The sequence below is a fragment of the Mucilaginibacter sp. P5_A6 genome (assembly GCF_056400585.1).
Genome location: NZ_JBFUKZ010000005.1, coordinates 105,515 through 131,601 on the forward strand (window position 1 = coordinate 105,515; position 26,087 = coordinate 131,601).

Here is a 26,087-nt window from a genome sequence, read left to right on the forward strand (position 1 = left end):
ACTTACAATGCACTATATGCTACCGTGTATTTTTTTTCCTTTTGAATGGTTATTTCATACAGGCCTTTATCTTTTACTACTATTGCACCATCCTTACAAACTGGTGTTATTTTACTGGCAAAACGCAATGTTCCTGTGCCGCTACCGGCACTTACTTTTATTTGTTTAGTGCTGCAATACACTTTAATGTCGCCATGTGGGGTTGGCACACTGCCTTCTATCCATTGCAAACCGCCAAGTTTTGGCTCAATAAGGTACTGCTGGTATGCTGGCGCTGTTGGCTTAACGCCTAAATAATATTTACCCAATAGGTAAATAGGGCTTGCACCCCAGGCATGGCAAAGGCTTTTACCAAACTGGCGGCCATACATGGCGTAATGTGCCGCGCCGCTTTCAGCCGGATCATATACCTCCCAAAAAGTAGTAGCCCCAAGGTTGAGCATTCCGCCCCAGTAATCCTTTATTTCTTTAAGTACGTAACTTTGTTCGCCCATGGCGCATAAGGCTTCCAGTTCGTAAAAACGCATATAAGGGGTGGTTATCTTTTGAATTTTATCGTTCAGCAGCACGTATTTTTTAACTTCCTGCTTTTGGGCTTCGGTGAAATAGTTAAAGAAGATGGAAAACATATTGGCATAGCGGGTTACATTATCCGTTTGTACGCCGTTTACACGGCTGTGTACAAAGGCGTGCTTTTCACTATTCCAGTAATAAGCAAATATTTTTGATTTTAAACCGGTTGATAATTGCTGATATTGAGCAGCCTGGGATTGATCCTGCATGATATTGGCACATAAAGCCATGGTTTCCAGGCTGCGGCAAAGCAGTAGTTGCTCAAAGCTCACCTCTCCCTTTTTACTTAGTTTATCAGCCCAGTCAATAAACACCCAGTCACCGGGCTGGCCTTCCATCAAGCCATCCTTATCCCTGCGGGAGAGGCAATAGTTCATCATGCTTTGCATGCGGGGGTACATTTGTTTAATGAAAGCTTTATCGCCCGTATATTGGTAATAATCATAAATACCCATGAACCAGTAAAAGGTATAATCCATAATGGTATTGATGTGACTGGTTACGGGGTCTTTCCCGCGCAGGGCGTACAGTGTGCGGGTTACCGTTGGCGAATCAAAATACAGGTAGTAGTTCATTAAATAGCTTTGATATGCATCACCCGACCATACCCAGCGATCGCGTTTTATACCATCAATAAAAAATTCCCTGGTATTTAAGTGAAGTGTATAGGCCGATACATCCCAGATCTTATTAACCTGCTCATCAGAACAACGGAAACTTCCCCGCTGCTGCACCGGCGAATACTCGTAAAGCATAGCTACATTATCTATGCTAATATCATCGTCAAACAATACATTAATGTACCTGAACGCGCGCGAACCTTCCATCGTAACATCGGCCTTTTGCGGCTGATCAATGTAGATGCTATCCATCAACTCGCAGGTGGCGGCAGACAAGGCCTCCTCCTTTGATTCGCCATAGCAAAGCCTGATGTTGCCTTTACCTTTTAAGCCGATCAGCCTGGCATAACCAAAGGTTTCCATGCCAAAATCTACCAGTATAGAATGATCTTTTTTCTCAGTTTTTTCGGGTTGATGCTCTTCCACAGGCAAACGGAATGTGGATGGCAGCTGCGCTGATGAATCAAAATTCCAGGCTCCGGCTGCTACATATTTTGTGGCTGATACATCAGATGTTTTGCCGGATTCGTCTATCCACTCCTTATCCTCGTAGGTAACCAGCCAGGAGGTATCTGATGCCAGGTATTGTCCTTTTACATATATGGCCGGTACACTTGCCTGGTTAGATACCTTAAGGCTCAGCCGGTGCTTACCGGCGGGGATATTTATTGATTTTGGATAGCCCGGTAAAGCTTTACCATCCAGCTTTACGTTGTACTGCCCTTCAACGGCTAACTCTACCTTTTCGGCATTAGGCAACACAAAATCCTTGTGAAAGTCAATCAGCACATAATGGCTGTCCAGCTTCCAGAAAGGAGGCAGGAATGCTCCACGCTCCGTACGCCTGTTTTGCATCTTATTGCTCAGCCATACTTCATAGTCGCCGGGATACCAGATCCAGGTGGCTTTTTGTGCCATTGCTGTATCAGCAAAAAACAGGAAGCCCAGGCACAGCATCACATAATGCCAGCCGTTTAATTTTTTATGTGTAGTAGTGTTTTTCATTAGTGTCCGTTAAAAATGAGGTATAAAACAATCATTACTATGGTGAGCAATGTCCAGGCTAATTTTACCCGTTTGGTTGGTTTGGCTATCCGGCTGATTTCCGAAGCATCCGGTTTATAAATTTCGGGCGAGGTATCCAGTAAAGAAATGGCAACAGCCAGGGCGGCAAGAAAAACAAAAATGTAAAAAGACAGCAGCAGGTAATGCGGCCAGAAATGGTACTTAGCAGATGGCAGCACCCACAGGTAAACCACTCCCGTACCCAAACTAAAAGCCGAACCTGCCGAAAGAATAGTATTCACGGCTTTACGTGTAGTGCGTTTCCAATAAACTGTGAGCAGGAACACAACTGCCAGTGGCGGCGCTATAAAGCCCAGTACCGACTGAAATACATCGAAAAGGTTAAGCCCTTTAATGCTATCAATAGCCAGTGCCATGCCTATTGCAAACAGGCAGCCTGCAACAACCACCCACCGGCCAATCCTGATCAGGTCCTGGTTGCTGGCTTCCCGGTTAATCTTTTCGGCATAAATATCCATGGTAAAAACCGTACTTAACGAGTTTAATGACGAGCCGATAGTACCCACCAAAACAGCTATCAGTACTACTATCACCAATCCGTTCATGCCGGGAGGAAACAGGTTGGTCACCATGGTCATGTAGGCCAATGCAGGATCATCCAGGTGCGGGTAAAGGATAAAGCACAAAATACCCGTAAGGATAAACAGGGGCAGCGACAGGATTTTAAGCCAGCCTATGAAGTTAACCCCAAGCTGGCCCTGCTCCAGGTTTTTTGCACCCAGCACAGATTGTACCATAGCCTGATCGGTACAAAAAAACGCAATGGCCGATACCGGGTAACCCAGCAATATAGCGTACCAGGGATATTTAACATCGCTGGCCGGATGAATAAGGTTCCAGTAATTGCCGGGCACTTTATGAAATACTGCCGAAAGACCGCCCGCCTTGTTTATACCTAAAACCGTTAAGGTTAATGATACACCGATGAGCAATAACATCTGGAATACATTCACCTTGGCAATGGCTTTTAAGCCCCCTGCAAATGCAAACAGCCCGGCAAATGAAACCAATACAATAACCGATTGCCACATAGGGATTCCTAATATTTGCCTTACCAAAAAACCACCGGCAAACAAACCTAACGACAACCAGGAAATGAGCATTTTAATGAGTGCATACCAGGCCAGGATGTTCCGGGTCGAGTCGCCGTAACGGTTGCCCATAAACTCGGGCATGGTAGATACTTTAGCAGCAATATATTTGGGCGCGAAAACCAGGGCCAGCAGCATCAGGAATACAAAGGCATACCAATCAAAATTTACGGCTACTATGCCCGTGCTATAGCCAATACTGGCAAAAGCCAGCAGCATGGATGGCCCCACATTGGTACCCCACATATTGAAACCTATACTTGGCCACCCCAATGATTTATTGGCCAGGAAAAGGGTTTCGTTGGTTTTGTTTTTATTGCTAAAACTGGCACGATAGCCAATCACCAATAAGAGCACCAGGTAAACGGCCACCACCGCGTAATCCAGGGCCGTTAAACGCGACACAATATTGCTCATTGCGATAATCATGCACTGAGTTGATTAGCGGTTAAATGATATTCGGCCAAAATATCGCCAACTTTAACCGGCCTGCCTGTTTGCAGGGAACGATCCATAGCCTGCAACAGCGCAATGGTGCCTACACCTTCTTTGATATCGGGGTAAGCCGTAAAACCTTGGGTAATGCTGTCGGCAAAATATTCAAGGTAATTCTGGTATTCGCCCGCATGGTGGCTTTTGCCTTCAAAGCGGAAATAATGTTTCAGCTTATGCTCCCAGGTGATGATCCTTTCTTCGCCCGTTTTATCGGTTATGGCATAACGCAGGTCCATATAGTCGCCCTGGCTGCAACCTTCGGTACCCCGTAAAATGCAGCTCATCTCGCTGTCACGGGTAGCGGGCTGTACCGGGCCGGTATAGCAGCCGCTTACCCTGGCAATGCGCCCATCGGTTGCTCTAAATATAAAATGCATAGTATCGGGGTTCTTCAATCCGCCCTTTGCCCCGTTTGAGCTTAACATGCCGTATCCCATTACTTCCTCAATATTGGGCAGATACCAGCGAATAAAATCTGTGGGGTGACTTAAGCCCCCATAAAGCCATTTAAAAGCATTTTGTAATGACCATGGCTTATCTAAAAACCAGCGGTGATCGGCATGATAATAAGCCTCAATGGTGATAAGGTCGCCAACCAGGCCTGCTTCATAATCCTGGCGCTGCTTTTTCATCGGCTCAAAAAAACGGGAGCTTTGGCCAACAAACACCCTTCTTCCACTTTTTTCAACCAGTTCCAGTAATTCGGCGGCTTTGCTAAGGTCATCTATAAAGGGCTTGGTACATACTACATGCTTGCCATAAATCAGGGCTTGTTTCACATGTTCGGCATGCAGGTGGTCGGGCGTATAAATAGCAATAATATCAATGTCTGCATCATTCAGCATGTGCTGGTAATTGGTTGTATAGTTATGAAAGTTAAACTCCGCTGCACGGCGTTTGCACATTTCAATACTCATATCGCATACCATTTTCAATTCCAGCTTGTTGCTCTGTAATACTGCCGACATGGTACTGCGGCCTTCGCCTAATCCTAATATTCCTACCTTCATGTTTTAATTATCGAATTATTGAATTATTGATTTGTTCATTTTTCAATGGCTTAAAAAACACCCAGACTTCACCGGGCTTTGTGCCGGGAAGGCCTTCCTGGTATTTTTTCATCAGTTTATTCCATTCGTTCACCCTTGGGTTGTTCTCTGTTGTTTTGGGATTCAGCTTATCCAGGCTTTCACCTTTGGGGATGCTGATGACTAACATCAACTGCCGCCCATTTTTAAAAACCAGCAGTTGCTGAAAATTGGCGTTGCAAAAGCCTTTGGAAACCTCGGGCCATTTCTTAAACTGGCTGGCATGATAGTTTAAATATTCCTGCTGCAGTTTGGGATTTTTCACCAAATTGGCCGTGAGTATAATGTTGTCCCATTCCGGCGCTATGTTGCAGTTAACGCAACATTGTTGCTTATTGAAAGTGTAAAAGGGATGACTATATGTCCTTATTGTCATTCCGGGGTACAATTGTTTAATTAAATCATATAATTTATTTATATTCAGATTTTTACCGTAAACAACTAAATGATTACTCCACTCATAAATTGATGATAATGGCACGTTTTGCTTTTTAACCAGGCTCAATAACGGTCGTTGATCTATAGTTTTCCCAACCGATCCGGTAATTTCAATGACAGCGTAAGGGTTGTTAATTTCCCGTGCATAAGCTACATTAAACAGCAATACCAGGACCGTCATTAATCCTAAACTTTTCCGGGTGATGTGAATAATTAAAGGCCTCATTCCGCTTTATAATTAATGGGCTGCCCTTCCCGGTTAACTGTTTTGTATTTAAGCAGGTATTGATAAGCCGGCTCCACTCCTGCCGCTTTCTTAATTTCATTTGCCACCTGCGGGCCATTATTTTCCCATACATTGCCGGGGCCGTTGGCATTTTTAAGAAATTTTTCTCCAGGGCACCAGTTGTTTTTAATGGTGATGTATGATGATCCCTCATCAGTATATAAGTAAAACCAGTGTTCGGGATCATGCGCGTAGGGAGCTTTATAAATACTATCCACGTAATTATTACTGATCACCGAACCGGGTTGTGCCGACAAGGTATAAATACCTGCCACATCGTACATATTACGCGCATAGTGATGAACCTTATTGGCTGTAATATGGTTATCACTCATGGCGTTGGTACTTTTTGTCCAGCCCCAGCCCATACTGATGCCGGTATAGCTTACATCGCAAACCTCGTTATGAGCTATGGTAATGCCTTTTACATATCCTGCGCCAATGCCCACACATCCCCAATCCTCATTGGTGGCATCTGTTACAAGGTTGTTTTCAATGCGATCGTTGGTGCATATTTCGCGTTTGTCGGTTGGGTTATAAGGTAAATGAACCTCCTGTGCCTCATCCGAATAAACTCCTGCGAGGATGGCTGTTCCGCCAATGTCTTTAAACAGGTTGCCTTTTATTTCATCATCATGTGTTCCGCGCTGGTAATCTAAGCCTGTTGAGGCCAGGTGCTCAAAACGGCAGCCTTCAAAGGTGGTATAAGCAGCGTAAGCCACTTCAATAGCAGCGGCAGGCCGGCCAACCCATGCCTGGTTTTCCAGTCCTTTTTTATCGGGCGTACCGGGTATTTTAAGTTTATAGGCATCCAGCATATACATACCGTCCTGGTGCGGCACCAAACCTGCTTTTGAAGGCCGGAGCCAGCTGCTGTGCTGAAAACCAATGTTTTTAAAACTGATATAACTTACCGGATGATCTATCGTCCCCTCAATCTTTACAATATTTTCAAGGACAGGAACAGTTACCCTGGCGGTGGACAGATCCTCACCGGGGCGGGGCATGTAGTATATTTTACGATGTTCCATATCCAGGCACCACTCACCGGGCTGGTTTAAAAACTGTATCGATCTGCTAAGATAAAAGGCAGAGTTACCCGTTTTTTTGGAGATCCAGGGTGCAGGCCAGGGATGTTCCGACTGGATGCGGCTTTCGGGCTGATAAAAAGATAACCTCACACTATCACCCGCCACTTTTGCCGATTTAACCCTTAGTATAGCGATAGCCCACCACTGGTGTATAAACATTTCTATACCCTTAATGTACATGGTGTCAAAAGCCGCGGGTTTAGGGATCCAGCAGGTTTGGGTTTGATGGTCCCATGATAAAATACGGCTCATTAATGGCGCATCTGTTTCCCTTGCCGGGGTTGCTTTACTATTATTAACCCATAATTGCCTAAAATTCACTACATCATCACCAATTAAGGGCGCGTTGGCGACCCATACTTTCCCGACAACATTCTTGGGCAAACCGGGGATATTTCCCTGCAGCTTTTTCCAGCTTCTTAAGTTAACACCACCACTTAAAATAGCTTCGCCCTTGTCAGCGCCTTCAATAATGGTGGGGCTATCTGCAGTGCCCGAGTCTTCGGGGCGAATAAACAAAGGTTCGGATAATTGATAAACTCCCCTCTCCACCATAATATGAATCCCTCCCTTTAGGGATACATCATTCAGGCGGCGCAGCTCACGCGCTTTTCTAAGGGCCATAGCTACTGTAGCCAGCGGTTGCTGTTGTGTACCCGTATTTTTATCCGAGCCGTTAGGCGATACCCATATTTCCGCCGCCAAAACGCTGCCCGTTAAAGCAACAATTAACAGCAAAGCGACGATAAATATGCGGTAGATGTTCATTAACAATTATTGGTTTGATGTTTGAAAAATTGATTTTATGTAGGTGGCATTGGCGCTAAAGTTCCATTTAACGTTATGCACATCTTTGGTATCTCTCGACCGCTCAATCACCAGCCAGCCGCTCCAGCCCATTTTATCCAAAATAGCTTTTACCCGTTCCATGTTTATTTCGGGGTCGTTCTGTAGCCATTGCCCATCAGTATTGGTACAGTGGATCATTACAATATTTTTCTTGCCCAGTATCTGTAATTCCTTTTCCAGGTCTCGGCCATTATCAAGCGCGTTTTGAAAGTTGAAATAGCTTTTTATAGCCGGCGAACCTATCTCTTTTAACAACTGCAATTCACTCCTGGCATCCAGTGAAGTTTCAACACCAATCACCACACCCGCTTTTTCGGCTATTTTACCCACTTCCTTTAAGCGGCCAACTATTGCAGGGCGCAGGTTTGGATATTTAACCAGGTCGCCTTTAATACCCAATGGCAAAAAGCCAACTTTTACATGCATTTGCTTCATGGTATTGATGCAATCTTCAACAGCCTTAACAGCAGTGGGCCGTTCTGCAAATGATTGTGCAAAAAAACCGGTCATTCCCAATGAGGGTACCTCCAAACCCAGTTCTTTAGCTTTATTTAAAAACAGTTCCCGTACCGAATCTTTTGCCAGTTGATTATCAAATGTCTCGCGATCGCCAAGGCCGCCCATGTCAACCTCAACCCCATCGGCGCCTATATCTTTGGCAAGCTGGAAAGCGCCAATTTTTTGCCTTTTGATTATCATGAGGTCAACTACGGCCACCTTGTACCGCTGTTTAGCCGATGGGGTTTGCGCTATTACCTGTTGTACCACCCCTATTGTAAATAGCACAACGCCCAAAACCAATATCATCCTGCTTTTCATATCCCTTATTTGTTTATTGCTACCGCGAAAACTTTTTGCAGTTGGTTAAACCCTTTTATGGCACCGGCAGGCAGTTTTTCGCCTTTATCTCCAAATACATACATAGCCGGTTCTTTTTCAATGGTTACTTTTGATTCATCTATATTGCCGCTCTTATCTTCAATCGCCTTAATATTGAGGTGGAAATTTTTGGCAATGAACCTGTACAGCGGAAACCTTTTGGATGGTCCAAAATCGTGACCTTCATTGGGGAGATGTACATTCTCCACCATATTTTCGGCGCCATAATATCCATACATTTTTTTGAGGTAAGGAAAATCATGTTCGGGCATATTGGCTGTCCAATCCTGCCCGTCAGATACAAGCAATTGCGGTTTTGGGGCAGCCATAGCGGCAAGCTCTACATTATCTGTTCCGCCTCCGCACTGGTGTACAGGCATCCCGCTTTCGCAGGGGCAACCGCCATAAAAATAGGATGATACAGAAACTACCGGTGCGCTCAGCTTAATCCTGTCGTCCAGCGCGGTCATTAAAACAGTATGGCTGCCACCACCAGATCCGCCGCTGATTCCTATTCTTGCAGTGTCCGTTTCTTTTAATGATGATACATAATCCAATATCCTGATAGCTCCTAAAACCTGAATGGTTTGCGCAAGGCTGCGGCGATGATCTTCGTACTTAAACTGCAACAGCGACTCGCCCCAGGCAAAAAGGTCATAGCTATAGGCCATAACCCCCATACGGGCCAGGGTGGCGCAACGCAACTGGCAATCGGCACGGTAGCGCTGATGCTCCCAATGCCCGTCGGGACTTAATACTACCGGGATCTTCCCTTTTATTTTTGATGGTTTATATAACGACCCGTTGATGTATAAACCCGGTAAAATTTCAATAGCTATGTTCTCTACCGTATAACCATCAAATACTCTTTTTGGAGTGATGATAGGTTTTGAAGCTGATTTTGCGGGTAAAGGCCATAGTTCCAAAGCTTTATACAGTTGCGGTTTAAGTAAAACTTTGCGCTGTTCCCAGCTCGCTTTATCATGATACTGCGATGCAATACGGTCCAACTCCTTCCAGCCATCGGTAACAGCCCAGCGGAAATATTCGTACTCCTTTAGCTTATACTTGCCGGGGCCTTCTTTATTTATTTTCAGATCGAGCGGGGTAAGCACATTAGCCAGCGTAGTATCCACATCCGGCCGGAAACGCCACTCTGCATAGTTTACCCATTTATCCTGAACCTGGGCATCGGTGTATTTAATCTTTACATGATACCTGTCCTGAATCTCATCAAGTACTTCCCTTAATGATTTTTTGTACAGGCCATCCGTGGTTTGCTGGGCACCAGCTGCGTAAAACAGTAATGTAAAACAAGCTATGAGTATACCGGTTAATTTTTTCATCACGTTTCTCCTTTAAAGATCTTTAGCATCACCTGTTGCTGCCACTGGTGCTGTATACCCATCAACCTTAGGCCACACACCATCTTTTATTTCTTTCAGATCCATTTTTTGGGGATCAATCACTACATGTTTTATTTTTTGCCTGCGCCAGGTATAAACCACATGCACCAGTCCATCCGCCGACTGGATCACCGACGGATATGAATACTGGCTGATTGGTGAATCTTCCAGTATGGCTGCGGCATACCAGTTAACCCCATCTTTCGATACAGCCACGTTTAAAGGCGTACGGGCGCCTTTTGCCAGTGTTCCCGGCGGTAACACATGATTATAAACCAAAAGCTGCCTGCCGTCCTTTAACGTCACCGCATCGGTACCTGAGTTATTGTTGGGCAAAGTTGTTTTTTCGAGCGGCGACCAGGTTTGCCCCTTATCTTTTGACCAGGCTGTTAGTATCGCCCGGTTCTGGCTACGGCAAAGTACCTGCAGCCTGCCATCTTTATGAATCAGGACACTGGGCTGGATAGCTTTCAGCTCTTTACCATCACTAATAGGGCCTATCATTGTCCAGGTTTTACCAAAATCATGGCTTGCTTCAAAATGCACCAGCCAGGCTTTACCCTCGGTACTTACCGGGCTTAGTAATGTGCCGTCCTTCAGCAAAACCGGCTTATTTTTAATCGGGCCTAAAAAGCCATCCGGCAAAGCAGTTTGAGCCGACCAGCTAATCCCTCCATCGTCGGAGGTTTTCATATACCCCTTCCATTTTGCAGGGCTTGGGCCAATTTTGTAAAACAACAACAGCTTATCGCCCGGAACCTGGTAAAGCACAGGATTCCAGCAGGCGTAGCGTAATGTATCGTTCTGTATGCCGTTGGCCACATTGATGCCCTCGGTCCATTTGCCGTTAACCAATCTGCTTACCCAGATGCATACATCGGGGTTACGCTCTTTTGTACCGCCAAACCAGGACGCCACCAAACCTTTGGGTGTTTCGGCAATGGTGGCTGCATGACATTCGGGATAAGGCGCTTTATCGTAAATAAATTCATCTATTACAATGCCTTTGCGCCAGGGGTTTGTTTGGGCAAATGTTTCGCCGGCTATTGCACAGGCGGCTAATATGATCACTAAGATTTTCTTGTACATAACAATTATATTTATTGAGCAGTCTTCTTTGCCGCATCAGCAGCTTTTTTAGCTTTAACAGTATCTACATAAGCTTTAAATAACTGGTGCCAGCTACGGCCGTTATTGTTGAGATACTGCTCGTTTTTGGTTTTGTAGATCTCAAAAATGGCCGAGATCTGCTTGATGTTTTTAAAATCCACCGCCTGCTCGCGGGCCTGCTTTAAATTGGCCAGTATGGTTGCTTCTTCAACCGGCGTCAGATCGGTAACGATGGCTTTGTAACCTGCCAGTGTAAAAGCCACCTTGCCAATGGTATATTTATCCAATATCGCTTCTACCTGCTCTTCATTAAGATCTTTGCGCAGACCGGTCATCAGGTTTTCATGGACCGATTTTGGCAGGGATGAATTGATGATAATCTGCCTGTCCATAGTGCTCAATGGTTTGCCGGTAGCCGGATCAATCCCGGCAGGCACAGATTCGTACGAGTGGCTATTGTTCCAATCCCGGATAGCTTTCAGGTGCGCAGTCACTACGGTTTTTACCCGTGAAGCTTTCGCGGTATCATTCAAGGTGAGGGAGCTTACCCATTCATTTGCCTTTTTATCAATCTCCGCATCAGCTTTAGCCTGTGCTTCTGGCGATAGCACCTGCTTTACTGCTGTTTGATCCTGTGCCTTACTTAGGGTTGATGTGATGAGCAATACGGCGAATGCCATACCCACCATGTTTAATATTTTCATGTTTTTACTCATTAGATAGGTAGATTTAACTTTTAACTTCAAAATTGTAGCTGCCGGATCCTATCCGGAAAATAGCCCGGCCGCCTTCCATTTTTACCAGTGTAATATCTTTTATGGCATCCGCTGCCTGCCCCGATTCGGTTACAGCCTTGCCGGTGCCTGCCGGTATGTACACTAAAGCTTTACTGTTTGGCGGTACCGTTATATGCCAGGTGAAATGACCTTTATTATTTGTCCAGCTACTTTTAACCAAACCATATAGTGTTTCATATGAAGCATTTACACTATTCAATTGACCTATTACCGGAGGTATCATCACCATTTCCTTAAAACCCGCGTTAACAGTTTTAATCCCTGCAAGATCCTGGTAAAACCATGCAATCAGATCGCCAAGCAGCATAATATGGTTATGCGAATTCATGGCCGGGTTGGCGGTATCGCCGTTCCATAGCTCCCATATGGTGGTGGCGCCATGTTTTACCATATAGCCCCAACTCGGGTAATCATCGTTGGAAGCGATACGATAAGCCAGGTCAGGCCGTCCGTATTCGGTAAGGCAGCGCATAAGCCATTGTGTACCTATAACCCCGGTGCTGATGTGGCCGTTTGCATCGTTTTGGATTTTATCAACTATATTTTTAAAGACCGCTTTGCCATTCGCCGCAGGGGCGATGCCAAAATATAAGGGCAGCAAATTGGCGGTGACGGTATTGTTAGCATATCGAAGGCTTTTTTTATCAAGATATTTTTGGTTGAAAGCATTGCCTACCCTCAGTTTCAAGGCAGCAAAGGCCTGTGCATCGGCAGGTTTATGGAGCAGTTTGGCAAACTTTTGCATCAATCCCGACAGGTGATAATAATATGCTGTCGCGATGAGCTGCCCATCGGTATTTCGGGAAGAATCTTTAGAGTGGATCAGTTCCGGCGATTCGGGTGGCACACACCAGTCACCATATTTATCTTTGGTCACTATATAATCCTTCATGTATTTTAGGCGCATATAATCCATCCATTTTTTCATGGAGGCATAATGCTTTTCAATGGGCGCCTTATCGGCAAACTGGCGGTAAAGCATATCGGCCACCAGAATGTATGTACCGGGCCAGGTCATATTATCGCTGTAATAATTCCAATAGGCCGGGGCAACATCGGGTATAGCGCCATCCGGCTTTTGCGATTGGGCAATATCATCCAGCCATTTGGCATACAGGTTACCATTGGCAAATACAAAACTTTCGCCAAGAGAGCCAACCGCACGGTCGCCAAGCCAGGGCATCCGCTCGTTACGTTGCGGGCAATCAACCGGCATGCCTTTGTAATTGCTTAATATACCCCAGTAAGCGTTATGATAGATCTGGTTGATGAGCGGATTGGATGTTTCAAAATGCCCGGTTGTAGCCATGGCATCATAAACTACCTCTCCCTCAAAATCGGCCAATGCGGGCTTGCCGGGGTAACCGCTGATCTCCACATACCTGAACCCATGGTATACAAATGCCGGGCGCCAGCTTTCATCTTCGCCGCCTTTCAGGGTGTAAACATCCGTTACTTTGGCATCGCGCAGGTTGGCTACATACAGTTCGCCATTGGGCTGTAGGGTTTCGGCATAGCGCAGGGTTACTTTATCGCCACGTTTGCCTTTTACATGCATTTTTACCCAGCCCGCAAAATTCTGCCCCATATCCATGATCCAGGCACCGGATTTGAGTTGATTTATAGTGACAGGCTTAACAGTATCCATAACTTTAATGGGTTCATTCACCTGGGCCTCTACCCTGCCTCCAGGCGCTTCAACCGGTTCGGCCTTTAGCCATTTACTGTCGTCAAAGCCGGTGTTGTTCCATCCGGGCATCTCTTTGGTGGCATCGTATTCTTCGCCATCGTATTCGTTATTGGTGCGGATTGGACCATCAGCTGTAAACTTCCAGCTGTTATCGCTCACAGTTAATTGCCGGGTACCATCGGTATACTCTACCTCTAACTGTAGCAGCATTTTGGGGAAACCAAATTCCTTAATTTTTTTTGGTTTGTATTTGGGGCGCATGGTAAAAAACCTGCCGTTGCCCAGTACCGTTGCAACAGCGTTTGCACCTGTTTTTATTGCATTGGTAACATCAAAAGTATTGTATTTAACAGACTGGGTATAATCGGTAGGTGGCCCGGCAAGCACCTGGTCACCTATGATGTTACCATTTATATAAAGTTCATAATGACCTAAACCAATGATATATATGGTAGCTTTTTTTACAGCAGGCTTTACATCAAACTGTTTATGGTAATAACGTGCCGACAAGCGGGAGAATTTAGAAACACTGTCCCAGGCGAAGCCGCCGTCATGGCCTATCCAGCGGGCTTTCCAGTCGGTAGTATTTAGCAAACCTTCGCTCCACATGGCGGATTGGCTCCATTGGCTTTCGCCTTTATTGGTCCATATTTTAACTTTCCAGTAACAGGTGGTACGACTAATTAATGTATTACCAGCATAATTAACCATGATGGATTCGCCCGAATTTACGCGATGCGAATCCCAAAGATCGCCCACGTTGGCGGCCAGTTTTGCGGGGGTTGATGCAACCAATACCCGGTAAGCTGTTTGATTAATATTACGGCCCTCTCCTGTTATCTGCCAGCTTAACCTTGGATGGATAGTTTCAATACCCAGCGGATTGTGCAGCATCTCGCAGCGCAGGTTTTGCGTGGCAATACCTGCCAGGCACTTATACGATGTGAGTATAAATATCAGCAGGGCTATATGTGTGCGTTTACTCATTTGCCCGAAAAATCAAAGTATAACGTTAACGGCAAAGCCATATCTATATCCTTGTAATAGTCAAAGTATTTGTTGGGGAAGCCCTGTGCACCTAATTTATCGGGCTTTTGAGACTTGGTGCCAATTGGACTGATGCCATGCATAAAGGATATATCTCCCGATGGGAACGCAGGCGCCGTGCTGTACACTTTTTTGGGATTAGCCGGTGTAAACAGGCGCATAAATACATCGCGGTTATCACAAACAATAGTGATTGGGCCGGTATTGGCGTTTAGCTTCATCCAATACAGGTTGGCATAATATCCCTTAAATTCGGGATACTCAATTTTGGGCTCACCGGTTATGGTATTGTTATAATGTTTTTCCCAAACACCCATTGAGGTACCTTTCAGCCGGTTTTTCCAAACACGGTAAGGGCCGCTGCCCATGTATTGTACACCCTTAACATCCTTTTCGGGATAGGAAAAGCTTACGCCCAACAGGTTACCTTCTTCGCCAATAGGCCAGTATTTTACATCCAGCTTTACCCAACCCGACGGGTACATGGTCCATTTTAGTTTTGCCATATTGGCTTTAGGTTCAAAAGCGGCTTCAACTATTACGGTATCGCCCTGGTAATGGTAGCTTAGCTTTTTAAACCCTGTTTTTTCAGCGCCTTCTGCCAATACGGGGCCGTTATTAAATGGGATCTCGCCCTCGCTGTTACTTACCTTTTTCAATACACCCGAGTTACGGTTAAACTCCAGTTGAATGCCATTACCATTGGCCACTTTGTAAGCCGAATCGGTTTCGGTGACGGTTATTTTATGGGTTTCAGGCTTGTATGTAAGGCGTCCTACAAAGTCATGAGGCATTTTAATGGGGAAACTCCAGGTAAACAATTCTTTTTTGTGCGGGTCAACGGCAGTTATGTATAATACCTCGTAATCCTGCCAGTTTTTAGGTAAATCAAATTGTAAATTACCGTATTGACCCGGCACTACATTGGGTGAAGTTATCGGTCCGGTTTGTGAGGCGGCCTGCGGCTTGGGGTGCTGCCATGGGTCGTTAAACTTAACCAGCTTATAGCTAAATGTACACTGCTTTAAATTGGTATACAGATACCGGTTCTCCAGTCTCAGGTTACCGTTAAATGCAGGGGTAATTTCCCGCGGCTCCAGGTGCACAGGGCACCAGATCTCTTTGATGGCGTAATAGCTACCTTCTTTTTCGTGATATGGCCCCACAATGCCATCCGCAGCGTGATCACCATCGGAGTCAAGCTCATTATTTTTATCGGTGCGCATCACATCTTCATCTGCAAAATCCCAGATAAAGCCACCGGCCGAAAGCGGCGTATGGTACATCAATTCCCAAAAATCATCTAAACCGGCGCCAGCACCTCCATCATAAAGGCCATGCAAAAACTCGGTTGGGAAAGCCACATCGTGCCCGTGTAAATTGGTGCCGGTACCATAATCATAGTTGATATAATGCTGCGTATTTGTGCCCCTAAACACAGCCCAGGGGTGGATGAGCGGCCGCTTCTGAATATCCAGGTCGTCAAAAAAATGATCGAGGTCAAAATTAAAGCCCCCCTCGTTGCCATTATCCCAAATAACTATTGATGGATGGTTTACATCCTTCGCTATCATTTCCTTCGCCAGCTTAGAACCCACTTCCGTATCATAATGACCATGCCAGCCGGTAAGCTCATCCAAAACAAAAAGACCAAGCGAATCGCAGGCATCCAAAAAATGATCATCGGGCGGGTAATGCGACATGCGCACGGCATTCATGTTCATATCCTTCATGAGCATGATATCATCAATGCTTTGCTTTTTGTTCATGGCCCTGCCGGTTGTAGGCCAGAAAGAATGGCGGTTAACGCCCTTAAATTTGATCTTTACATTGTTCACATAAATACCATCGTGCAGCCTTAGCTCCACCGTGCGGAAACCAAAGCGCTGTTTTACGTTATGTACCGCTTCACCGGCCTGGTTTAGGGTAAACACCACATTATACAGGTTTGGAAACTCTGGCGACCATAACAGGGGTGATGCGACCCTGGTGGTGAGATTCACCAGGGTATCGCCGGCATTTACATTCGTTTTGAAAACCCCACCAACTTCTTGCCCCTTAAGGTTATATACCTGCCCGGTTATTGTTCCCGCTTTAACTGATGATAATTTAATCGCTGCTGTTAGCTTACCATCGGCTTTGGCGTCAATGGCATAATGCTTAATGTGAGCTTTGGGAAAAGCCTCCAGGAACACCGGCCTAAAAATCCCACCGAATACCCAAAAATCGCCTTTTCTTTCAGCCGCATTTACGGAAGCATTGGCCGATTGCTTGGAAACGGTTACTTCCAACAGGTTGGGTTTACCATAATTAAGCAAGCTGCTGATATCATATTTAAAACGATAGAACGATCCCTGGTGGATTGCTCCGGCAGATCTGCCATTGAGTTTCACTTCAGTATCGGTCATGGAGCCATCAAAAACTATGTTGATGCTTTTACCCTGCCAGGCAGCCGGAACTGTAAACTCAAATTTGTATAAGCCCTGTTCCTTTCCCTTCAGGCTATCCTTTGCGAGCCCGTAATTGTATTTGCCAAAGCCCTGTAATTCCCAGTTAGATGGAACGGGGATGGTTGTCCATTTGCCCGAATTGCGGCCGTCGGTACAAAAAAACTGCCAGTTAACGGTGTTGTCGCTTCCCGTGCCCGATAAATATACCTTTTGTGTTTCCTGCGCACGGGCAGTTATCCCGCTTAGCAGTAACAAGGCATAGGTATATATTTTAAAACAGGCAGATCTCATGGCAATCAGTTTGTAGTAGGTGTAAATTTCTGGGGATTATCCGTTCGGAACGGCGCGGCAGGTAATCCGTTCTTATTATAAAAATTGGGCTGGGCCGATTCCGACCAGGCAAACCGTGCAGCCACAGGAGAAGCTACGCCATCCGCAGAAACCTCAACGGTATTACCTTTTATTGCAGCAATGGCCGGTACAAATTTTCCATCCTGGCCGCATATAGTGAAACAGCTAAGCGGTTTTCCGTCATGACTAACCAATCCATCACCTGCATGTTTAAAACTCAGGATGATCTTATTACCGGTGATTTTCATGCTTTTATACATCGGCCCGCAGAAAACAAGCTTTTTCTGTCCGTAAGTATTGGCTAATGCCTGTAATTCCAGTCTGCGGCCTACTTCCCATTTAAATGGCGGGTGAATGTTTTTAAGATCATCGTTCAAATCGGTAGTGATGATCATTCCTGTATGGGGAATCTGTAAAGCCATGGTTTGGGCTTCTCTTAATTCAGGTTCGGTAAACTCAGTATAAGGTACCGCTCCTTTGCTTTGCGAATAATAAAAGGGTGCTATCTGCACATAATAAAATGGCAGGCTTTTGTTGTTCCAGCTTTTACGCCAGTTATTGATGAGCGCCTCCATTTTATAGGTGTAACTAATGGTTTCACCCAGATAGCAGTTGCTTTCTCCCTGGTACCATAAAAAACCTTTAAGTGCAAACGGCGCCAGCGGCGCAATCATTTTGGAATAAAACTTACCGGGATCACCCTCAATTTTAATGTTATTGGTTTTAAAATATGGGATAGCATCAAAAGCTTCCTGTGGCGCCCATGGCTCAATACGGCTGCCGCTTACTGCCGATGAAATGATACCAACAGGCACTTTCAGATCATGATTAAGGTTTTTGGCGAAGAAATACCCCACCGCCGAAAAAGCACGTAAAGCTGAATCCTCCGCGATACTCCAGCCTGAATGAGTGGAATCGGGCTTTTGAAGATTTTTTTGGGTGACCAAGAAGATCCTGATATGCGGATTGTGGGCTCTTTCCAGTTCATCAACCGGTGAATTTGCCGTACTGGTATCGGGCTTTTTAACCTTGCTGTTCTTGCGCATTTCGTATTGCATATTCGACTGGCCCGAACACAGCCACACCTCACCCACCAGGATACCTGTAAGCTTTATAGTATTAGTACCGGCGATGATTAACGTGGACGGATTTGCCGAAGCAGGCATCGGTTTAAGCGTCACCATCCATTTACCGGCAGCATCTGCATTAGTTGTTTTGGTTTGACCGTTAAACTTAACTGTTACCTTTTCGCCTGCTTTGGCGGTACCCCAGATTGGAACCAGCTGATTGCGCTGCAATACCATGCCGTTACCTAATATTTTAGGCAAAACAACCTGGGCTATGCTGCCTGTAAAACAGAATAAGCTGATAATCAAACAGCAAAATATCGCTCTGCCACCCATTCCTAATAATTGCCTGTTTTAAATGATTTGATATAATAAACCGCGGATTTAGCAAATTCGCCTGCTTTTGGCAGGTCGTAGTTTTGATCCGTTGGTGTGTCTGTATCAGGGAAACGCCGTACCTCGCCTGTGCGGAAAACAACACGGTTAATGCTTAATACCGGGGCAAAAAACAAGGCGGTAAGTACATCCTTGCCGTTTACATTCATGGTATAAAAACGGGTATTGGTGTTTAATTTCAGGATGATATGATAAGGTTTGCCTGCTTCATATTTCATAATGTTTTTATCACGGTATCCCGCCTTGGTCCTAAACTGTCCCGCCGAATCAAGCGTGAGCCTGATAGCAGCACTGCCCTTTTCATCCTGGAACTCGATATCCAACATGCCGGTATTATTTTGCCCGGGGATGATGGTAAAATCAGCTAATAAGTTTTTAGATACAGGCACCACGCGTTCCGCTTTGGCATAATCAAAAGGGTCGCTATCCTTCAGGGTAAGACTTTTTTCGCCATCCGGGGCCTTTTCAATAGTCACAGGGGCCCATTGAGGGCTATAAGTATTCCACAGGTTCAGCTCTTTACCGGAAGGTATCTCATTAAATACTTCATTGGCATGTGCACCGGCTATTTCGGTGAGGGGTACAGGTATTGATGATACCCAGATATCCTCCTTATTCATACTATAGGTTACCCACAGCTTTCCATCGGGCGGCGTACCGTTACCTTCTTCTATCCCGCGCACATATTGCGGCCCGTATGATTTATAGGCGCCGCCATACCGCATGGCCGAAATTTCGCCGTTAACCAGCAACAGATTTTTATAGTTGAGCCCATCATCACTAACCGAAACAGCCAGCGGCCACCTGAATTCGGAAGGGTTATAGACAGTTGCATATTTACCATCGGATGTGCGTTGCCCCCATATTTTGGCATTGCTGTTTACAAAGCGTGGCGCACGCGTGGCATTTGCAGGCCAGGTTTTACCATTATCGGTGCTGATGGCTGTCAGGGCGTATTTCCATAAGCCTACTACCCGACCATCGGGCAGGTGATAAAAATTGAAAGCCTTATAATCTTTATGCAACGGTATTAAAGCATCTTTTTTATCAGTTTCTTCTACCCACTGCATCATCATTAAGGGGTTAGCCATCAGCTCATCACAGGCCTGTACAAAGCCTTTATCTTTACTGGTTTTATAAAAGGGATAGCTTGTGTTTTTCTCGTTCCATTTAGGGTTGTAATGAATAAAGTAGATAGGCCCATATTTTCCGTTTGACAAAACCTCGCGCACCACACGCCCAATCCCCTGCCCATCATTAGGGTCATCGTGCCCATCCAAACAAATACCATAAAAGCCCAGCACCAGCAAGCGTTTTGATTTGGCGGTATAAAAGCCCATACGCTGGTGCATTACCGAATACAGGTTATTTGCCACACCAGGATGCCCCTCTTTTGTAGTACCATCGGGTATTTTATAGGGAGGAAAAACAAGGGTTGGTTTCGACCAGTTTTGCCCGTCGGCAGATGTGATCACCAATGTTTGGCCGGGGGGGGCGCTCTCTCCTACCTTATCACTTAAATACTCAACATAAAAAGTTTTGTTCCAGTAAGCCAGCATGGGCGCATGGTTATAGGTAAAGCCAAAACCATCAGCCAGCTCGGGATGTTCCCGGTTGGCCCTCAAAATTTGCGTACTATGCACCCCCACTACCGGAGTTAACTGCCCATGATGGTAATCAACATTAACCACGGTATTGCCGGTGTAGCGTACCGTATCCTGCGCTTGCGCGGTATAAGCAATTAATATAAATAATAATATATTGATGATTTTATTCATGTTAGCTTCTGTCGTTTTTCAACTGTGCTTCCTTTAGCAGTAAATCCAGTTGTTTTTTGGTCACTTTAAAAATGGTGCCGTGTTTATGCCCTTCGGGCACCTTCACACTATCTGATACATCAGTAAAAGTTTTAAAATCAGTAGTGCGCATAGCGCCATATCTTTTTAACCGGTATGAGTCATAGTAAACAAGCCAGTTGTTATCCGCTTTAGTTAAAGATGGGCCTTCGCTGTACGTTTCGGTAAAACGTTTGGTATAGCTGCTGTATGGCCCCAATGGGTTGTTACTAAATGCAACCAGGATATTGCGGTTGGGCCGGGTATTATCCTTCATTACCAGGATATAATCATTTTTGGCCCGCTTTACAATTTCGGCATCAATTACACTAAAGCCCGGATCGAGGAATAGTTTGGTTGGCGTAAACGCTTTAAAATCCCTGGTTGTGGTATAATACAGGCGGTGGTTATTGTTCTCGTCCTCCTGCCCTTTAGGGAAACGGTTGGGCACTGTTGATGCCCATACGATAATAAACCGATCGGCTTCATCATCATAAAACAATTCGGGCGCCCAGGCATTAACAGCGGTCGGTTCGTATTCCATCACATTAATGTGCTGTTGTGCCGACCAATGCACCAGATCTGTTGAGCTGGCATAGCCAATACCCTTATCATCCTTCCAGCCGGTTGTCCATACCAGGTGGTAAACACCATCCGGCCCCTGGGTAATGGATGGGTCGCGCATGATTTTCGCCTGGCCGGCATCCGGTTTTAAAAATACATGGTTAAGGTCTGTCCAGTGCCAGGCATCGTAGCTGTATAAAAACCGGAGCCCTTCATTGGCAGGTTCATGAAACGAGGTGAAAATGTATACGATTTTACCTGCCTTGCATGATATCATCATAACAAAGACAAATAACAACGCTACGTATTTAACTAATCGGTTCATGTTTTATCTCAGGTTTATATAGCGTCAATGATCAGTACACAATCATTGCCATTTGTTTTTTGGCCAGGAGGATTGAATTTAAGCGTTTTTGCTTTGGTAAACGTGCCTATTGCTGTAACTTGTCCGTTACGCGGGTTAAACCAGGATGCTTTTATCTTTGATCCCGTTAGTTGCCCGGTATTCACATTAATTTCTCTGCCGGTGTAGGTATAAATAAATGCATAGTTTTTACCACGGGTAGCTATAAGCCTGTTATATTTTTCACCCTGCGGCCCTGCAATAAGTGTCTGATCGGGCACCCGGTCAAAATATGGCCGCGATAGCATTAGTTTTTTAAGGTAGATCATTTGCCTGGCGCCGGGATCATTTATAGAGTTGTACCAATATCCTTTTGAGCCATAGGCGCTGTTTTTATCTGTTGGCTTGTGCATCTGCATTACATCGTTGTGGCCGTAGGTATAACCGCAGCTACCGGCAAATACCGACCAGTAACCATATCGCCTTACGTCGGCATCCGTCCACCTTGGCAGTTTGAGATTATGCAATCCATAGGGAATTTTCTCATAGGACGGTTCGGCATCAAGCGTAGGTTTTATGGGCGTTTTGGCATAGTCAACCTGCACATATTTCCAGTTATCCTCGCCATACTTTAAGTCTTTTTTTGAGGTATCCTGGGCATAGGTACGATGCCCCGACTGGAAGCAATTAAAACTTAACCAGGGCTGCTCATGAAACCAGGTTGATGATTGTGTACGCCCGCGCGGGTGGTACGTAATGAGGTGTGCTGTATCAAGGTCGTGCAGCGTATTACCAATGGCGTTCCATGTTTTCAGTGAGTCGGTACCGGCTATATCCCCACCGTTCATCCAGATGATGTTTGAACGGTCGCGGTATCTTTTGGCTAAAAATTCAGCATAAATTTTGGCTTTAGCTGCGCCGATATGATCTTCTTTAACTACCGATCCCCATACCGGCACCAAGGCAATGTAAAGTCCTTTTTCGGCAGCTTTACTGATTATCCAGTCAATATGATCCCAATAATCGTATTCCTGCGCTTTGCCGAAGGTATTCCCGGGAGTTACTTTAGGTTGGGCGATATTTTTATTACTTAAGGCCGAGTCGCCATAGGCGTTTGTTTCTTTGATGCTATGCACCACCATAACCTGTATCACGTTAAAACCTTGCCTGCTCCGGGTATCCAGGTATTGTTCGGCCTCTTCCCTGTTCATCTTCGAAAACAGGAGCCAGCCGGTATCGCCCAACCAAAAAAAAGGTTTGCCGCCTGCTGTAAAGTACCGTTGGTTTGCAGCTATTTTTAAAACCGGCATAGCCGTTTCATTGCTTTTGAACGAGAAAAGCAAACAAGAGAGGATACCTATTAAAACAACCTTTTTTAACATAATTATTTTTTACTCATCAGCCATAAAATGGCAGTCCCCGCGTTCGGGTTCTTTATTTCGGTACCATTACCTCCTTTTACCTGTTGGTCGCCTTGCAAAATTTGGCCGGTTTGAGGATCTATCCATTGCGCTTTATAACTGGTATTGGCAGGCAGATCCAAACGGACGGCCTTATCAGTACTATTGTAAACAATGTACCCTTTGGCCGAGCTTAATGCCCATTGATCTTTTGGCGAACCGGGCAATTCAACAGGCTTCATGCTGCTTGCCGCAGTTAAAAATTGTTTATCTGTACCGGCAGGTAATACCGGCAATGAGCCACCGGCTATAAATACGGCCCAGCCGAAACGGTCATAGCCATCGGCAGAAAACAGCACAGCCTTACCGGGGTATTTGGTGCGGTATTCATGCACCGCACGGTAAACCTGCTCAAAAGATGTTGCTTTGGGTTTTAAAATACGTGCCTGCTGGCGTGGCGCAAGGCTTTGGCCGCCGATAGGTTCATATGCAGCACCATTGGCCTGGTAATACCAGTAACGAATGTCGATTACGTTGATAACCGATGCTTTTGAAGGATCGGCCAGGATAGCGTCCTGTACATCCTTTGTGGCGCTAAGGCCAATAATTTCTTTCTTTTTATGAGTAGCTTCCCATTGTTTAATGGTTTCTACCCAAAATTGCATGAAATGAAGCGGGCCGGTGAATTCTTCCCCCATAAATTGAATTACACCGTTATTGCCCGCAAAATTATCCATGCATTTATTAATATAAGCCTGGTGAAGTTTACGCCTCACAGGGTTAGTTTCATCATAAAACTGTTCGGCCATAAACTGGCGCTTATCTCCTGCATAAGGTACCGGTTCGGGAAAGCCACTACCGTTGATATTGTTGGCGGTACGCCACGGAAAATCGGTATAGTGCGCGCCTGCCTCGATAATATTATGCTGAAAATAATTTTGGTGTACCAGTACCAGGCCCTTCTCATCGGCCAGGTCGGCAAACTGTTTTAAACGGCTCCAGTACCAGGTGTTGTATTTAGTGAGATCATATTTGCTTAAACCATCGTAGGCTAACTCTTTACCGTTGCGGGCAAAAGGCAGTTCATAAAATGGCGCCCAAACGTCGCCATCCATCCGGCGGATGCGTTCATGATCATCCCGGCGGCGATCATACCATAAACCGTAATTGTGCTCAAAGGCTACAATGTTATCTTTAAGCATCCTGTTGCTCACTTCATCCAGGTCATCAGTAAGCCCGGTTCCGGTTTGGCCGGGTACCCAGCGGGTGATGGCGGGCTTGGCCTCTTTTTCGGTATAATCACGGTGAACAGTGCCGCTCCACCAGGGAGTTTGCGCATGTTTGCCGGCAAGCACAGTATTGCCGCGTACCAGCCACCCATTTTCAACACTCATTTTTGGAGCTGCAGCAATAGTGCCGGTTGCCTTATATCCTATTTGGTCGATTGTTTTTACACCTGCGGATGAAGTGTTTATCAGGTTTCTTTGGGGGACCTGGTTTATCCAGTCGCTTATGGTTATTGCCGGTTTCCTGGCAGCAGCCATTAGCGCGGCAGCCTGCTCAACAGTCGGGCTGCTTGACGGCTCTGTAGCAGAATATAGAATATCCGCTTGTTTACTTACATCTTTATTTAATCGGTTTGCCAACTGCGCATAATAAAAGCTGCGCGGATTAATAGTGCTATTGGATTCTTCCCAATAGCCGTCGCCGGCAAATTGCGCCCAGGTGCCAAAAGCCCAATTTTGCGCTGTTGGCGGCTGGTAACAATCCACACGGGCAGCGGTACAGTTCCAGAACATGCTGTTGGCTGAATTCCATCCCGCTCCCTGCCCATCCTGTCCACGGTTCATATAACTTAGTGCCTGCGCGTCAATATTTACTACATCAAACAAAATACCTGATGCCCAGCTATCAATTGACCCGCTAAAACTGTAAGGCTGAATTGACATACATTGTACAAAGGCATTTGGACCGGGGGCGCAATATCCCGTTGCGAAATCATGATACCCCTGTTCTGAATATAAACGCTGGAACAAGGTTTGCCCGCCCATGGTTAAAAAGGTATTACGGCGTTGCCCTCCTATTTCTGATACCGGGGCAAGTGATCTGCAATCTTCAACGGTAATACGGTTGCCTGTCGGTGCAACAAATACCGCCGAACCTGCAAAATGCTCAAAGGTAACCTGGCGCACCCAGGCATCGGTAACATTTTCCATAGTGATGGCCATCCAGCGGTGCGCTTCGTCCTTTGGGTTTGATGCTTCATGAGCCGACCGCAGTTTTAAATTTTCGATGCCCACCTGTGCTATTCTGCCCGGCCATTTATAGGTTGCTATAAGGCCGCCGCCATAGGCTGTATCTAAAGCCGTGGTAAGCGGTGCGTCAAGAGTAATAGTGTTGCCATCAACGGCAATTATCTTTCGATCCCAGTAAATATCGCGTTCGCCGGGTTTCCAGGCTAATGCGGTAAGGCCGCCGCCAAAATGATCTGTTTTGATGGTATTGATCCAGGCCTGGGTGCTTGGCCTGTGCACCCTAACCATATCACCGGTTTTTATATCAGCGCCCGCAGCAATGTGTAATGTATTAGCATTCACAGGCACATAAGCATCTGTAATTTTAATCTCTTTTTCGGTTTGCCTGTCGTTTTTACCCGAAACATGGATAAAAGTCTCCCGGTCTGTTCCGGCGGCCAATAATATGGTTCCGTTTGACCCCATGCCACTTCCGCGCAATATAACACCCGAGGCATTTATTTTAAGGCTGCCATTAAGCTCGTATATCCCCTTATTAAGCAATACAGCGCCGCGAATACCATCCTTACCGGCAGGCAATCCCGCCACATAATCCACCGCGGCCTGGATCCTCAAAGTGGCATCTCCTGGCTTTAACGGAACTACAACCCGTGCCGGAGCAACAGGAATTACCTGTTCTGACGCCATATACCCGCAATAAGAGTAATCAGGAATGCGGTCGCCATTGGCGGCAACGGCATAAATCAGCTTCCCGTTTTTATCAGCAGCAACAGGCGACTGTGGTTTATCCTGCTTCTTTTTTTGAGCAAACAAAGGAGCATGCAAAAGCATGCTCCCCACCAACATATAAATAAACCTATTGAACCCAAATCCTGACATT

General features: G+C 45.7%; 16 protein-coding genes. All 16 read right to left on the reverse strand.

Features of this window, described 5'->3' with window-relative positions; translation table 11 throughout:
• Positions 1-2: 2 nt before the first annotated feature.
• The 16 genes from AC1DO4_RS07220 to AC1DO4_RS07295 are packed head-to-tail and all read right to left on the reverse strand — an operon-like array spanning position 3 to position 26,086.
• Entirely contained in the window at positions 3-2,198 is a 2,196-nt protein-coding gene (locus AC1DO4_RS07220) for an alpha-L-rhamnosidase-related protein (protein WP_477414299.1), read from the reverse strand.
• Complete coding sequence (locus AC1DO4_RS07225) at positions 2,198-3,787, reverse strand: sodium:solute symporter family transporter (protein ID WP_477414301.1); 1,590 nt, start codon at positions 3,785-3,787, stop codon at positions 2,198-2,200. Before AC1DO4_RS07225 ends, AC1DO4_RS07220 begins: the two co-directional genes overlap by 1 nt.
• A gap of 8 nt (positions 3,788-3,795) precedes the next feature.
• Positions 3,796-4,875, reverse strand: a complete 1,080-nt coding sequence (locus AC1DO4_RS07230) for a Gfo/Idh/MocA family protein (RefSeq protein ID WP_477414303.1) — start codon at positions 4,873-4,875, stop codon at positions 3,796-3,798.
• A gap of 7 nt (positions 4,876-4,882) precedes the next feature.
• On the reverse strand, positions 4,883-5,617 hold the full coding sequence (locus tag AC1DO4_RS07235; protein WP_477414306.1) for an L-rhamnose mutarotase: 735 nt from the start codon (positions 5,615-5,617) through the stop codon (positions 4,883-4,885).
• The gene (locus AC1DO4_RS07240; RefSeq protein ID WP_477414308.1) at positions 5,614-7,536 is read right to left on the reverse strand and encodes a right-handed parallel beta-helix repeat-containing protein; all 1,923 of its coding nucleotides are present in this window, start codon (positions 7,534-7,536) and stop codon (positions 5,614-5,616) included. The genes AC1DO4_RS07235 and AC1DO4_RS07240 overlap by 4 nt, the downstream gene beginning before the upstream one ends.
• 6 nt (positions 7,537-7,542) lie before the next feature.
• Positions 7,543-8,436, reverse strand: coding sequence for a sugar phosphate isomerase/epimerase family protein (locus AC1DO4_RS07245; protein ID WP_477414310.1), 894 nt, complete (start codon positions 8,434-8,436; stop codon positions 7,543-7,545).
• 5 nt (positions 8,437-8,441) lie between these two features.
• Positions 8,442-9,842, reverse strand: a complete 1,401-nt coding sequence (locus AC1DO4_RS07250) for an acetylxylan esterase (protein ID WP_477414312.1) — start codon at positions 9,840-9,842, stop codon at positions 8,442-8,444.
• Positions 9,843-9,854: 12 nt separating this feature from the next.
• The gene (locus AC1DO4_RS07255; protein ID WP_477414314.1) at positions 9,855-10,991 is read right to left on the reverse strand and encodes a sialidase family protein; all 1,137 of its coding nucleotides are present in this window, start codon (positions 10,989-10,991) and stop codon (positions 9,855-9,857) included.
• Between the two features lie 11 nt (positions 10,992-11,002).
• Entirely contained in the window at positions 11,003-11,716 is a 714-nt protein-coding gene (locus AC1DO4_RS07260) for a DUF3826 domain-containing protein (RefSeq protein WP_477414316.1), read from the reverse strand.
• A 25-nt stretch (positions 11,717-11,741) separates the two neighbouring features.
• Positions 11,742-14,486, reverse strand: a complete 2,745-nt coding sequence (locus AC1DO4_RS07265) for an alpha-L-rhamnosidase (RefSeq protein WP_477414318.1) — start codon at positions 14,484-14,486, stop codon at positions 11,742-11,744.
• Positions 14,483-17,287 carry a glycoside hydrolase family 2 protein gene (locus AC1DO4_RS07270; protein WP_477414320.1) on the reverse strand — a complete coding sequence of 935 codons (2,805 nt, stop codon included), beginning with the start codon at positions 17,285-17,287 and terminating at the stop codon, positions 14,483-14,485. Before AC1DO4_RS07270 ends, AC1DO4_RS07265 begins: the two co-directional genes overlap by 4 nt.
• A gap of 5 nt (positions 17,288-17,292) precedes the next feature.
• Complete coding sequence (locus AC1DO4_RS07275) at positions 17,293-18,723, reverse strand: sialate O-acetylesterase (protein ID WP_477414322.1); 1,431 nt, start codon at positions 18,721-18,723, stop codon at positions 17,293-17,295.
• A 29-nt stretch (positions 18,724-18,752) separates the two neighbouring features.
• Positions 18,753-20,588, reverse strand: coding sequence for a sialidase family protein (locus tag AC1DO4_RS07280; protein WP_477414324.1), 1,836 nt, complete (start codon positions 20,586-20,588; stop codon positions 18,753-18,755).
• A gap of 1 nt (position 20,589) precedes the next feature.
• Positions 20,590-21,534 (reverse strand): glycoside hydrolase family 43 protein, encoded by a 945-nt coding sequence (locus AC1DO4_RS07285; protein ID WP_477414326.1) that lies wholly within the window; start codon positions 21,532-21,534, stop codon positions 20,590-20,592.
• 14 nt (positions 21,535-21,548) lie between these two features.
• On the reverse strand, positions 21,549-22,934 hold the full coding sequence (locus AC1DO4_RS07290; protein ID WP_477414328.1) for a glycoside hydrolase family 140 protein: 1,386 nt from the start codon (positions 22,932-22,934) through the stop codon (positions 21,549-21,551).
• 2 nt (positions 22,935-22,936) lie between these two features.
• On the reverse strand, positions 22,937-26,086 hold the full coding sequence (locus tag AC1DO4_RS07295) for a DUF6298 domain-containing protein (RefSeq protein ID WP_477414331.1): 3,150 nt from the start codon (positions 26,084-26,086) through the stop codon (positions 22,937-22,939).
• Position 26,087: the final 1 nt, after the last annotated feature.